The 12,523-nt window shown below is 45.5% G+C and carries 12 protein-coding genes; 6 read left to right on the top strand and 6 right to left on the bottom strand.

Features of this window, described 5'->3' with window-relative positions; genetic code table 11:
• Window positions 1-12: 12 nt before the first annotated feature.
• From apbC to PKF022_RS03115, 4 genes are all read right to left on the bottom strand, one after another.
• Window positions 13-1,101, bottom strand: coding sequence for an iron-sulfur cluster carrier protein ApbC (gene apbC / locus PKF022_RS03130; RefSeq protein WP_281777185.1), 1,089 nt, complete (start codon window positions 1,099-1,101; stop codon window positions 13-15).
• 129 nt (window positions 1,102-1,230) lie between these two features.
• The gene (locus PKF022_RS03125; protein WP_216231522.1) at window positions 1,231-2,241 is read right to left on the bottom strand and encodes an inorganic phosphate transporter; all 1,011 of its coding nucleotides are present in this window, start codon (window positions 2,239-2,241) and stop codon (window positions 1,231-1,233) included.
• A gap of 11 nt (window positions 2,242-2,252) precedes the next feature.
• On the bottom strand, window positions 2,253-2,900 hold the full coding sequence (locus PKF022_RS03120; protein WP_216231521.1) for a DUF47 family protein: 648 nt from the start codon (window positions 2,898-2,900) through the stop codon (window positions 2,253-2,255).
• A 66-nt stretch (window positions 2,901-2,966) separates the two neighbouring features.
• The gene (locus tag PKF022_RS03115; RefSeq protein ID WP_281777184.1) at window positions 2,967-3,161 is read right to left on the bottom strand and encodes a heavy-metal-associated domain-containing protein; all 195 of its coding nucleotides are present in this window, start codon (window positions 3,159-3,161) and stop codon (window positions 2,967-2,969) included.
• 51 nt (window positions 3,162-3,212) lie between these two features.
• Between PKF022_RS03115 and PKF022_RS03110 the strand changes: the two genes are divergently transcribed.
• A complete protein-coding gene (locus PKF022_RS03110) occupies window positions 3,213-5,483 on the top strand; it encodes a heavy metal translocating P-type ATPase (RefSeq protein ID WP_281777183.1) in 2,271 nt (756 codons plus the stop codon).
• Between the two features lie 24 nt (window positions 5,484-5,507).
• On the opposite strand, the gene PKF022_RS03105 is transcribed toward PKF022_RS03110, so the two are convergent.
• Entirely contained in the window at window positions 5,508-6,305 is a 798-nt protein-coding gene (locus PKF022_RS03105) for a DUF3047 domain-containing protein (protein WP_281777182.1), read from the bottom strand.
• Between the two features lie 47 nt (window positions 6,306-6,352).
• Here PKF022_RS03105 and PKF022_RS03100 point away from each other — a divergent pair, with 47 nt between their 5' ends.
• From PKF022_RS03100 to rlmJ, 5 genes are read left to right on the top strand one after another with little or no spacing between them, the layout of a single operon-like run.
• Window positions 6,353-7,849 carry a glycosyltransferase family 39 protein gene (locus PKF022_RS03100; protein ID WP_281777181.1) on the top strand — a complete coding sequence of 499 codons (1,497 nt, stop codon included), beginning with the start codon at window positions 6,353-6,355 and terminating at the stop codon, window positions 7,847-7,849.
• Between the two features lie 49 nt (window positions 7,850-7,898).
• Window positions 7,899-8,942 carry a lysylphosphatidylglycerol synthase transmembrane domain-containing protein gene (locus PKF022_RS03095; RefSeq protein WP_281777180.1) on the top strand — a complete coding sequence of 348 codons (1,044 nt, stop codon included), beginning with the start codon at window positions 7,899-7,901 and terminating at the stop codon, window positions 8,940-8,942.
• A gap of 17 nt (window positions 8,943-8,959) precedes the next feature.
• Complete coding sequence (locus PKF022_RS03090) at window positions 8,960-10,219, top strand: glycosyltransferase family 9 protein (protein WP_281777179.1); 1,260 nt, start codon at window positions 8,960-8,962, stop codon at window positions 10,217-10,219.
• A 5-nt stretch (window positions 10,220-10,224) separates the two neighbouring features.
• Window positions 10,225-11,010 (top strand): phosphatase PAP2 family protein, encoded by a 786-nt coding sequence (locus tag PKF022_RS03085; RefSeq protein ID WP_281777178.1) that lies wholly within the window; start codon window positions 10,225-10,227, stop codon window positions 11,008-11,010.
• A gap of 12 nt (window positions 11,011-11,022) precedes the next feature.
• Window positions 11,023-11,910, top strand: coding sequence for a 23S rRNA (adenine(2030)-N(6))-methyltransferase RlmJ (rlmJ, locus tag PKF022_RS03080; protein ID WP_281777177.1), 888 nt, complete (start codon window positions 11,023-11,025; stop codon window positions 11,908-11,910).
• Here the strand turns inward: rlmJ and PKF022_RS03075 are convergent.
• Window positions 11,907-12,473, bottom strand: a complete 567-nt coding sequence (locus PKF022_RS03075) for a heme-binding protein (RefSeq protein WP_281777176.1) — start codon at window positions 12,471-12,473, stop codon at window positions 11,907-11,909. The genes rlmJ and PKF022_RS03075 overlap by 4 nt on opposite strands.
• Window positions 12,474-12,523 lie beyond the last annotated feature (50 nt).

Below are 12,523 nucleotides of genomic sequence, written 5' to 3'. Positions count from 1 at the left end.
ATGTTCAGTGCCTTAGGTATTTTGAACAACAATGTTCGGAAATTTACTACTCATATCTTTGGATAGAGTAGCAACACGAATAGCAACCTGTCTAGCAATGCCTTTATAAATCGCACTAATTGCGCCGTCAGGATCCGCAACCACTGTAGGACGCCCTGCGTCTGCCTGTTCTCGAATAGAGAGATTCAAAGGTAGATCACCCAAGAAATCCACTCCATATTCTTTGCACATCTTTTGACCGCCACCCGTACCGAATACATGCTCTTCGTGTCCACATTTTGTACAAACATAAGTACTCATGTTTTCGATGATGCCGATGATCGGTACGCCCACCTTTTCAAACATCTTCAGACCTTTGCGGGCATCTAACAACGCAATGTCTTGGGGTGTAGTAACAATCACTGAGCCAGTAACAGGCACTTTTTGCGCCAGAGTCAATTGAATATCACCAGTACCCGGTGGCATATCCACAATTAAATAGTCCAAATCACGCCAACGGGTTTGACGAAGCAGTTGCTCGAGAGCAGAAGTCACCATTGGGCCACGCCAGACCATTGGGGCATCATCATCAATCAAAAAGCCAATTGAACTTGCCTGCAAGCCATAAGCCTCCATTGGCTCAATCGTATTCTCTTCAAGAGAGTCTGGTCTACCAGTAATACCCAACATCATTGGCTGACTTGGGCCGTAAATATCTGCATCCAAAATGCCAACCTGCGCACCCTCGGCCGCTAGCGCCAAAGCCAAGTTCACCGCTGTTGTCGATTTACCAACACCACCCTTACCACTGGCAACCGCAATAATATTTTTTACACCAGGCAATAGCTTGACGCCACGTTGCACTGCATGCGCAACAATTTGACTAGAAATATTAACACTGACATTTTTAACGCCAGACAATTCGCGCAGGGCATTAATAACTGATTTACGAATCGAATCAAGCTGACTCTTCGCAGGATAGCCTAGTACGATATCCAAAGAAATATCACCATCTTCTACTCGGAGATTCTTTACGTTTTTAGCGGTAATGAAATCAACCTTAGTATTGGGATCAACTAAGCTTTTGAGTGCTGCTTGTACTAACTCTGGTGTAACCGACACAACCTTCTCCTAATATAAATAAACCTAGAATGGGATTCTAGGTTTTGGTATTTTTCTTATTTAGCGCTAGCTTACTCGTAGCTGCAAATATTTGCTTAAATGGGCGTCAGCCATCATTAAGCAAGTACTCTAGAAAATGAGCAGACTCAGATAATAGACCGCCATGGACATGAGCGCAGTTGCTGGAATAGTGAAGATCCACGCCCAGACGATGTTTCCGGCAACTCCCCAGCGAACCGCACTAGCCCTTTGGGTTGAGCCAACACCCACAATAGCCCCAGTAATCGTATGGGTAGTGGAAACGGGAATGCCAATAGCCGTTGCTGCAAATAAAGTAATTGCGCCACCAGTTTCAGCACAGAAACCGCCAACCGGCTTAAGCTTGGTGAGCTTCTGTCCCATGGTTTTAACAATTCTCCAGCCACCAAACATCGTGCCCGCAGCAATAGCGATGTAACAAGAAATAATTGTCCATGTCGGTGGCATCTTTGCACTAGCTTCAGCGTAACCAGTGATGATGAGCAAAAGCCAAATAATGCCAATGGTTTTTTGGGCATCATTACCGCCATGACCCAAACTATAAGCACTTGCAGAAACCAATTGCAGGCGACGGAACCAACGATCTGTTTTGGCTAGATTTGCATTTCGGCAAACCCATGCAACTATCAACATCATTAGAGAGCCGAGCAAGAAGCCAACAAATGGTGAAATGAAGATGAAAGAAACAGTTTTAATGATTCCCGACCAAACCAAGCCATCCGTACCTGCTTTTGGCAATGCAGCACCAACTAAGCCGCCGATTAAGGCATGAGAAGAACTTGATGGAATGCCGTAGTACCAAGTAATCACGTTCCAGACAATTGCGCCCACCAAGGCGCCAAAGATGACATGTAAGTCAACCGCCGCAGGATGAACAATCCCCTTTCCCACTGTGGCAGCAACGCTCAAATGAAAAATGAAGATCGCCAGAAAATTAAAGAAGGCTGCAAAGACCACTGCTTGCTGTGGCTTTAAAACGCCCGTCGAGACCACAGTCGCAATGGAGTTAGCAGCATCATGAAAACCATTCATGAAATCAAATGCAAGTGCTAACGCCACTAAAAGCGCTACAACCCAAAAGGCTACTTCTATCGCTGGCAACTCAATTCGCCTTAAGAGTTTTCAAGAACGATGCCTTCAACCAAGTTGGCAACGTCTTCACATTTGTCGGTAACTTCCTCAAGCAGCTCATAAATGCGCTGGCACTTAATAAGCTCGCGCACTTCGATGTCTTCACGGAATAATCTGGTAATCGCAGTAGATAAAAGGCGATCAGCCCCAGACTCTAGATGATCAATTTCATCGCAGGTCTTCAAAGCAGCTTTTGCCACCTCTGGATCAGAGATATCTTTTAATGTAGCAACAGCATTCTTCATGCTGATGCAGCACTGATTGCAAAGCTCCGCCATTTGAATCATTTCTGGCGTCATTTGCTTTACGTTATACAAATGCATTGCTTCTGTACCGTTTTGCAACAAGTCAGCAACGTCATCCATCGTATTGATGAGTGAGAAAATTTGATCGCGATCGATTGGAGTGATAAACGTTTTGTGCAATCGACGATGTACTTCTTTAACAACGTCGTCGCAAGCATGCTCGGCTTTATCAACGTCTTGTGTATATTTCGCGCGCAATGCTTCATCGCCGTAATGCTCGACGAATTTTAAGAAAGATTCAGAGGCGGAAACGATATTGCTAGCATGCTCGTTGAAAAGCTCGAAGAAATTACCATCGTGAGGCATTAACTTACTGAAGAACATAAATCACGATCCTTTAGGAACAAAAACTACGGGTTTTGTTAGGTTTACTGACATTCTAAACAATTGCTATTTGGCCACTGGAAAGCCGGCGTCTGTTATAAGCTGACTGGCCTGCGCTTCAGATAATGTCGTTTCTAGGTTGACTGTCTGACTTGCCAAGTCGGCCTGAACTTTGGCTTGAGGGTCCTGAGCCTGGACGGCTCTCGTTACTGCGTTAATACATCCCCCACAAGTCATCCCGGATACTTTTAAAGTCAACATATATGCCCTTTTGATGTAAATCTGGCTTGCATGCAGTAGATTATCTTCTATATGAGCCTCCAAATAGACACTAAATCAGAGCTATTTACTCTGGATATCGACGGGATGACCTGCGCCTCCTGTGTAGGCAGAGTTGAGAAAGCTTTGGACAAAATACCCGGCGTAGAGGCTGCCAGTGTGAATTTGGCAACGGAACAGGCCAAGGTACGCTTAAAAGCAGATTCTGGGCTTAATGCGGACGACCTTATCGCCACAGTCCAAAAAACAGGCTATGAAGCAAAAATCAGTAGCCCTCATCAAATTTCAGAAACGGCACCCTCTAAGCTGTTTTGGGGAGCGAATGGTTTGGGGCGCGTATTGCTGGGTTTCGCCCTCTCCGCCCCACTTTTTCTCCCAATGTTCCTCATGCCTTTTGGCATTCATTGGGCACTCTCACCAAAGTGGCAACTTCTGCTTGCCACCCCTGTGCAATTTTTTCTAGGATGGCGTTTTTATAAAGCAGGTTTCAAATCCCTCATGTCAGGTGTTGGCAATATGGATTTGTTGGTAGCGCTCGGCACAAGCGCAGCATATGGCCTCAGTATTTATCAAATGATCGCTTCACCTCATGCGAGTCACGAGCTTTACTTTGAAGGATCGGCAGTCATCATCTGCATGGTCTTACTAGGCAAATGGTTAGAGGCCAGAGCTAAGCAACAAACTAGTAAAGCAATTCGTGCATTACAAAAGTTGTGGCCAGAACATGCCAAAGTCATTGAACGAGATATTGTCATCACCGAAAACTCTGCCTTAGATCAATATCGTGATCTACCTTTAGATCAGGTATTTCCGAAAGACCGTGTCTTGGTTCTACCCGGCGAACGCATCCCAGTGGACGGCATCATCCTACTTGGCAATAGCCATATTGACGAATCACTACTCACTGGAGAAAGTGATTCAGTCAAAAAACATATCGGAGAAAAAGTCATCGGCGGCTCACTCAATGGTGAAGGTGTCTTAGTCATTGAGGCTCAAGCAGTGGGCGTTGAGAGTGTGCTTTCAAAAATTATCTCCCTAGTTGAAGATGCGCAAACCCAAAAGGCGCCAATACAAAAATTGGTAGATCAGGTGAGTGCTATTTTTGTTCCTAGCGTGATCGTGATTGCAATCATTACAGGATTGGCAAACTGGTTTTATTTGGACTCAGCATCCATTGCTATATTGAGAGCTGTATCGGTACTCGTGATTGCCTGTCCATGCGCACTAGGACTTGCAACGCCAGCAGCCATCATGGCAGGAACCGGGGTGGCGGCACGTTTTGGAATTTTAATTAAAGACCCACAAGTTTTGGAGTTGGCGCATCGCTTGAACGTGGTTGCGTTTGATAAAACGGGAACGCTCACTGTTGGCAAACCAAGACTACTGAAAGTCATTTCTTTTAGCGGATCATTTTCTGAGAATGACATTCTGGCAGCAGCCGCAGGTCTTCAGCTTGGTAGTGAGCACCCTCTTGCAAAAGCACTCCTGGACGCTGCCAAACAAAATGGCTTGACCCCGATAACGCCGACCGATAGCAAAGCATTGCCGGGTATTGGCATTAGTGGCAAACCTAGCATTGGCGCTCTTGCTGGGCAGAGCCTTACCTTACAAAGCATTGCATCCCTAGAGAGTAGTCACCATCATGCCGAAATACTAGGAAAGGCCCTGGCTTGTTTTGAGGCAGGTCAGACTGTTTCAATCCTGATGAGCAATGAAGTGCCCACCTCGCCAATTGCCATATTCTCATTTGGGGATGAGCTAAAAGAGAATGCTCAAGAGGCAATTACCTCATTACGCCATCTCAATATTCGCGCTGTAATGCTTTCTGGTGACAACATCGCTGCAGCGAATCGTGTTGCAGGAAAAATTGGTATTGATGAAGTGTTTGCGCAAATTATGCCAAGCGATAAAGCAGAGATTATTCGTAAACTTCAATCTAAAGATGGTCATCGCCAATTTGTTGCCATGGTAGGCGATGGTGTCAACGATGCGCCCGCCCTAGCTACCGCAGATGTTGGCATGGCCATGTCTACTGGCACTGATGTAGCAATGCAAGCGGCTGGCATCACCTTAATGCGAGGTGATCCTATATTGGTAGCCAATGCAATCGATATATCCAAGCGAACTTGGAAAAAAATTCAGCAAAATTTATTCTGGGCTTTTATCTTTAACGCCACCGGTATTCCATTGGCTGCGCTGGGCTACCTATCCCCGATGCTGGCTGGAAGTGCTATGGCGCTATCTAGCTTTTGCGTTCTGAGCAATGCGCTTTTACTCAAGCGCTGGCGCCCTACTCGCCACTAAAAACATCTTTTTAGTACGTTTTACTTATTTTGTATTCTTGCGAATCAATTCAATATCGCCATAAAACGCTCGCGTCTCTGACTTAGTGTTATCAGTATCCGTCAGCAAGGCAATGCCAATGACTTCACCAGGCGCTTCGCCATAGGCACGCTTATAGTCAGCAGCTAAATCACGCTGGTGTTTATGCCATTGCCCTAAGTTATCCCAACCAGAATCCACCACAATCATTTTGATACGAGAAGTATGTGCATTTGGAATGATGGTATCGACAGGTGATTTTCCAGACCAGATATACATCAGCGTGGCATACGGCATCTCTTGACCGCTAATGAGGTTGGCCATCTCAAAAGTCATTTTTTCTTTTAAGGGTAATTTGGATTTATTGCCATCAAATGCAACCAAAATACGTAACGGCGCATCGTCGGTATGACCTTCGACATTATCTGCATTGACGATAGGCTTTAGCGCCTTCCACTCCCACTGCAAAAGTAAATTACCTGCCTGACGGGGGCGTAACTTCACCGCCAATCCAGATGCGGAGGTTTTTGAATTCGCGCTGAGCACTGTTTTACCTTGATAGTTTTCAAGGCGATATACCGTGTTCTTTTTAAATGGCGCTATACGATAAAAATTCCACCCGCTCGGCATGCCATCGCGAGCTGTCTCGGCAGAAAATTTAGGCAACTCCTCTTGAGCCGGCAGCAAATCTGCATTAAATGGTTGGCCGGCTTCGTTTTGCACCGAATCGCCACTCAAACCAGCACAACCACCCAAAAAAAGGATCGTACAGAGGATCAAAAATAAAGGGGCTGGCTTTGACATACTTCAATTGTCCCAAAGAATGAGACTTGTGAGTCTAAAATCATCTGATGCGCCATCAATCACCCTCAAGCTGGGCCTTCATCTGCGTCTTTATTGCCGCGTTGGTGCATTTAGCCCTGGGTTTTTCTATTGAGTTCTCAGTAGATGAAGCTCACTACGCTTTGTATGCCCAACACTTGGCTTGGAGCTATTTCGATCATCCACCATTGGTAGGTTGGATTCAATGGCCTTTGGTGGCCGTGACATCTTCAGAAGGGATTATTCGATTAATTCCAGAATTACTGTGGGCCGTCTCTTGTTTCTTGGTGTATCGAGTCACTATTGAACTGCATCACCTGATTCAAGGACGTAACGCTGGTTATCTGACGAGTGCACTGCCATCGGCAAATTTATGTGGGCTGATGGCCGTATTAACTATTGTCGCTGCACCCATGTTGCATATTCTGGCAATTGGCTTGTTACCAGACACTCTTCTTGCCCCCTTAGGTCTCGGCTTAATGTTGATGGCTCTTCGTTGGTTAAGAAAAGATCAATTTAGTACAGGTGATTGGATTCTGACTGGAATCCTATTGGGCTTAGCAGGGTTAAGTAAATATACCGCCGCTTTTACTGCGTTCGCATTACTCTTTGTATTTCTTAGCTCACCCAAAAAATCTTGGCTAACAAAACCGGGCTTCTGGCTAGCTGCATTAACCGCTTTGCTACTCATTACTCCAGTCCTATATTGGAATTGGGTTAACGATTGGATTTCATTCAAATATCAACTAGCGCATGGTGGTGGTGGTGAGTGGCTGTGGCGCAGGCTAGCAGCCTATTTTGGCATTCAAATTCTGGTCTTTGGCCCTCTATTGATTCTGGGTTTCATTATTTTCTTAAAAGACTGCATCCATGGGGCAAAGATTTCTCTGTTTGCACTTATAGGATTCTTTTTTATTCCTTTTGCAATCTTTACTAGCCTATCCGGGGGTGGCGGTCTACCTCACTGGACTTCGCCCGCATGGTTTTGTCTTACGCCATTCGCCGGCATTGGTCTAGCAAAAGCATGGTCTATACAACATCGCAACTGGATTCGTATTTTATTTTTGATACAGATCGCACTGTGTTGCATTGGCTTTGCCTATGTCTTATCCGGGGGCATTAGTAATGCATCGATTAAATCCAATCCGATTGCAGATTTATATGGTTGGAAAGTAGCCGGGCAAAAAGCAGCCGAACTAGCCAAGGCGACTAAAGCAGATGGTATTGCCGTTCAAAATTGGACTCTAGGTAGTCGCGCTGCTTGGTATGCATCTCCGACCCCGGTATTTGTTTTAGATCAGAGACGGGATCAATTTGATCTCTGGTTTGGAGAAATCCCGCCAGGAGGGAGCGCCCTGCTCATTAACTGGTCAGGCATGCCCCACTCGATACCAGTCGGCAATAAGTCGGCTTTTGAGACATGCGAACCATTGGATAGCCTAGAAATTGAGCGTTTTGGCCGAGTTTTATCCAAATTCGACTTTAGCCTTTGTAGGAATTGGCAGGGACCCGGTCGCTCAGAGTAATTCCCCCAAATTCAAGACCTTAGGCCTCCAAGGCATTATCCTTACGCTTATGAGTTCACAGACCCAGCCCACTCCTAAAACCCAATCGGGCTGGAAAACCATCCTCAAGCGCGCTTGGCCCACTATTCGGATCCTTCTATCTATTGCACTGCTTTGGAAGGCAACCAGCGGAATTGACTGGCACTCACTATTTGATACCCAGATTCAGATGCAGCCCCTTTGGTTTATAGCAGCACTAGTGAGCATGATGAGTGCCTTCATCTGCGGCGGCTATCGCTGGGGATTATTTATGCAGGCCGTTGGATTTCCACGCCGAATTCGCTCCTACATTGGCCTCTATTTTGCAGGCGGACTGATTAATCAAGGTCTACCAAGTACATTGGGTGGCGATAGTTATAGAGCCATTACTGCAACCCATTTAACCAGCACTGGCAATTTATCCGAAACTAAGGAGTTGGATGAAGAGCTGCATCACTCAGTAGATCTTGAGCATGCAACACCAAAGTTACGCTTAAGTTTTTCAATGGTTTTAGTTGATCGTCTACTGGGTCTGGCGGGAAATAATTTACTTGGCGCCCTTGGATTAATTCTAGGCGGCGCCACATTGGCGGCTTGGGGTCAGGACTTAGGCTATGCAGTTATGGTGGTGATGCTGTTGGCAGGCGTAGCTATTGCACTTATCTTGGCTTGGGGACCAAGCAAGCAGCTATTACAAAAATTCTTAGATCGCTTCAATATGAATAATGCAATGCCTGGAATTCAGTTAGCCTTTGCTTGGCCTAACAATATTGCCCAAGCAGGTTTAGCTATTGGCATTCACTTTCTTACAATCTTAACGCTGCTCTTTTGCCTCAAGGCTTACGGCGTTGACGCTCCTATTGAAGGGCTCATGATTGGCTTGCCTGCACTTAGCTTGCTACTCATGTTGCCGATCAGCATTTCTGGATGGGGATTGCGTGAAGCCACCCTCTCCTCAGTCTTGGCCCTCTGGGGTGTCAACCCCTCCTTAACAATTCTAGCTTCCATAAGTTATGGGGCAATCACTGTTTTGTCAGTTCTACCTGGCGCCTATTTTTTACTAAAACGAAAATAATTTTTTAGAGCAAAACTATGACTATTAGCGTCAACACTATGCGCGCCATTGATCATTGGGTCGGCGTACCCCTATGTGCAATTGTGAGTCCAGTTATTGCTTTGCTTGATGGCGTAAAAAATATATTTAATCGCGGACCAGAGACCCCAAAAAAATTACTCTTTATTGAGTTATCAGAAATGGGTAGTGCGATTTTGGTCGACCCAGCAATGCGTAATGCTCAAGCGCGTGGAGCAGAAATCTTTTTCTTGATTTTCAAAAGTAATCGCGCCAGCCTCACATTACTCAATACCGTAAAGCCAGAAAATATCTTTACTATTGACTCATCCAGCTTGGGTGGCTTAATTAAAGACACCCTACTCTTTCTGATGCTTGCTCGCAAACACCGCATCGATACCGTCATTGACCTAGAGCTGTTTTCGCGCTTTACAGCCCTTTTAACTGGCATGTGTGGTGCACGGCGTCGTGTGGGTTATCACATCTTTCACGGCGAGGGGCTATGGCGTGGCTTCATGCTCACCCGCAAAGTGCATTACAACCCGCACATTCACATTACTAAGAATTTTCTTTCTTTGATTCATGCTGCTTTTGCCCAGAAGATTGAAGTTCCTTTTAGCAAAATTGAAATTCCAGATTCTGAAGTTCGCTTAGAGCAAGCCATCATCAACCCAAGCGCTCTAGAAAAAGTGCGTGAGCGAATTGAGAAATTAGCTAAAGAAGCAAATATCAGCTACACCCCTGGAAAAAATCGTCTGATTTTGATTAACCCTAATGCAAGTGATCTTTTGCCGCAACGCCGCTGGGCTCAGCAACGTTTTTCTGAGTTAATTCAAGCGATCCACCAAGAATATCCAAATGATCTGATTCTGATCACAGGCTCACCCGCTGAGTTTGCCTATGTAGAGAAAGTTCGTGTTGTTGCAAATATTAAGAACGCGCTGAACTTTGCTGGGCAAGTCAGCTTCGCAGAATTACCACCCCTTTACACCCTGTCCGATGTAATGGTGACTAACGATTCTGGTCCTGGTCATTTCTCAGCAGTAACGCCATTAAGAACGGTTGTTCTCTTTGGACCTGAAACTCCAGCACTCTACGGATCGGTTGGCAATTCTATTGCTATCACTGCAAACCTTGCATGCTCTCCTTGTGTGAGCGCTGCCAATCACCGTAAAACACCTTGTCACGACAATGTCTGTATGCAGGCCATTACAGTCCCACAAGTTTTAGACAAAGTCATCAAGCAATTGCAGGATGCCGATCAAGCGAAGGCCCGTTAAGCCGGATGAGTAAAAAGGCTATACCTGGATTTGCTTGGTTTATCCCGCTAGCTCCGCTCGCGCTTGCATTCATTCTCTACTTTGGCAATCTACAAAGCAGTAGTTTTTTATTCATCAATCAATTTACCCAGCAGTTGCCAGACACACTTTGGACTTGGCTTACTTTTTTAGGTAATGGTTGGGGCGTATTTGCAATCGCATTTCCACTCTTACTTTTGGCACCAAGAATCTTAACTGCAGGTATTTTTGCAGGTACCATAGCGGCGCTATCAAGCGCTGCATTAAAAGGCCTATTTAATCTACCAAGGCCTGCAAGCATTCTGAACGAGGGAAGTTTTTATCGTATCGGTGAAGCACTACTTCATAGAGCCTTCCCTTCTGGTCATACGCTAACCGCATTTGCGATTGCAAGCGCTTTCTATTTTTCAGCAAGTAAAGAGAAGAGAGCACCGCTTCTGCTTTTGTTTGCTCTTGCTGCATTGGTTGGGCTATCGCGCAATGCAGTTGGTGCCCACTGGCTCACCGACGTTTTGGGTGGAGCGGGATTTGGTATTTGGTGTGGCATGATTGGAGCCTTACTAGCCAATCAATTCCCAGAGAGTCAACTGGGTCCCAAAAAGATATGGGCTCATCTGATTGCGCTTGGAGGTGTTATCGCAATCTATTCTCACCTCACTCAAATAATGGATCACGAATTAAACCAACCGCTTCAATATGCTTCTGTCGCTATCATCGTGAGTACGCTTGTGATGTATGGCAAAGCGCAATTTACTCAAGGACGCCCACTGTGAGTCCATCTAGATATGTTTAGCTATAGACATGCATTCCATGCTGGAAGTCATGCAGACATTCTGAAGCATCTCACCCTGATTCACCTAGTTGAATACCTACAAGAAAAGCCGGGTGCGCTCACAATTGTCGATACGCACGCCGGCGCAGGTATTTACAGCCTGCAGGATGGCTTCTCAACAGTAAGCAAAGAAGCGAATGGCGGAATCTTTCGCCTCGCTCAATATGTCGAAACATGTAAACATGCGAATAGCCCGATACCCGAAAGCATCCTCGAGTATTTAAAGCATATCGAAGCTGAAAATACTGATGGCCAATTAAGGTCCTACCCAGGATCCCCTTTTATATTAGCTGGCTTGTTACGCCCGCAAGACCGTCTTAAGCTATTTGAATTGCATCCAAAAGAGATTGATATTCTGCGTCACAACATAGGTGAGCTAAAGCAATCAAAGCAGATTGATATTTATGCCGAGGATAGCTTTGCCAGACTTAAGGGTTTGCTACCGCCACCAAGTAGACGAGGTCTAGTATTAATTGATCCATCCTATGAAGATAAACAAGATTATCGATATCTTGAGACTGCCATGGAAGAGGCATTGCAACGCTTTGCCACAGGCTGCTATGCAATCTGGTATCCCGTGATCTCCAGAAGAGAATCTATTGCTCTGCCTGATCGCCTGAAAAAAATTGCTGCAAGCCATAAGCGCTCTTGGCTCCATACTGAATTACGCGTTGAAAATGCTCCCGGTGAGCGACGTCTTCAGTCGAGCGGTATGTTTATTATTAATCCGCCGTGGACCCTTGAAAAACACTTAGCAGCTGCCTTGCCCACCTTAACAAAAACTTTAGGCATTAATGGTGGCGGTCAGTTTGTACTTAAGAGATTTGAAGCAAAGAACTAGTCACGTAGACTAATCATGACCTCGTTGCGGCGCATAAATGGCAAAGTCCAAGGTGGGTTATAACGAGCAAAATTTGGCGTGCCAGTACCCTGCAAATTTTTAGACTTCATCCACTGCTCCAATTCCAGAGTTTTCTCAGCGACTTTTTGATCGTTATAGAACCCAGTAAAGCTAATGACTGCTTTTTTGATTGCAGGAACTTGACGTAATTGCACCAGCGGATTGATTGGTTTAGGTATTGTTTCCATAGTGTATTCAGCCGGCATCACAAAAGACACTGCCCACTTGCCAGCATTTGACTCAATCCCCACTGGGGCAGTCATAGCAATCTTTGCATTCTTTGCCGATTGATCTTGCACTGTAACCGGCGCAGTCATAGCGATCTTTTCACTCACTTGATTTTGGCCAAATATATAGGCCGCAATTAAGCGAAAGCCTTGACTAGATGCGCCATCCAAATCACCCTCAACTTGAACCTCGGCCACAATCATTGGCGCATAAGATCGAATTTCAAAAGGGGATTCTTTTTCGAGAACAGTATATTTTGGCTCTTCAGTTGCCATAACTGCTCCTGTAAAGGTAAATGCAATGAGAAAGAAGATGCTTCTGATAC

The sequence above is a fragment of the Polynucleobacter sp. KF022 genome (genome assembly GCF_027924105.1).
Classification (GTDB): domain Bacteria; phylum Pseudomonadota; class Gammaproteobacteria; order Burkholderiales; family Burkholderiaceae; genus Polynucleobacter.
The sequence above is the reverse complement of the archived record's forward strand: the minus strand, read 5'-3'. Positions and strand labels throughout refer to the sequence as shown.

Bases quoted from the DNA above. Each gene is read 5' to 3' on its own strand.
- PKF022_RS03120 (WP_216231521.1), bottom strand. From the start codon at position 2,900: ATGTTCTTCAGTAAGTTAATGCCTCACGATGGTAATTTCTTCGAGCTT.
- PKF022_RS03115 (WP_281777184.1), bottom strand. From the start codon at position 3,161: ATGTTGACTTTAAAAGTATCCGGGATGACTTGTGGGGGATGTATTAAC.
- PKF022_RS03110 (WP_281777183.1), top strand. From the start codon at position 3,213: ATGAGCCTCCAAATAGACACTAAATCAGAGCTATTTACTCTGGATATC.
- PKF022_RS03105 (WP_281777182.1), bottom strand. From the start codon at position 6,305: ATGTCAAAGCCAGCCCCTTTATTTTTGATCCTCTGTACGATCCTTTTT.
- PKF022_RS03100 (WP_281777181.1), top strand. From the start codon at position 6,353: ATGCGCCATCAATCACCCTCAAGCTGGGCCTTCATCTGCGTCTTTATT.
- PKF022_RS03095 (WP_281777180.1), top strand. From the start codon at position 7,899: ATGAGTTCACAGACCCAGCCCACTCCTAAAACCCAATCGGGCTGGAAA.
- PKF022_RS03090 (WP_281777179.1), top strand. From the start codon at position 8,960: ATGACTATTAGCGTCAACACTATGCGCGCCATTGATCATTGGGTCGGC.
- PKF022_RS03085 (WP_281777178.1), top strand. From the start codon at position 10,225: ATGAGTAAAAAGGCTATACCTGGATTTGCTTGGTTTATCCCGCTAGCT.
- rlmJ (WP_281777177.1), top strand. From the start codon at position 11,023: ATGTTTAGCTATAGACATGCATTCCATGCTGGAAGTCATGCAGACATT.
- PKF022_RS03075 (WP_281777176.1), bottom strand. From the start codon at position 12,473: ATGGCAACTGAAGAGCCAAAATATACTGTTCTCGAAAAAGAATCCCCT.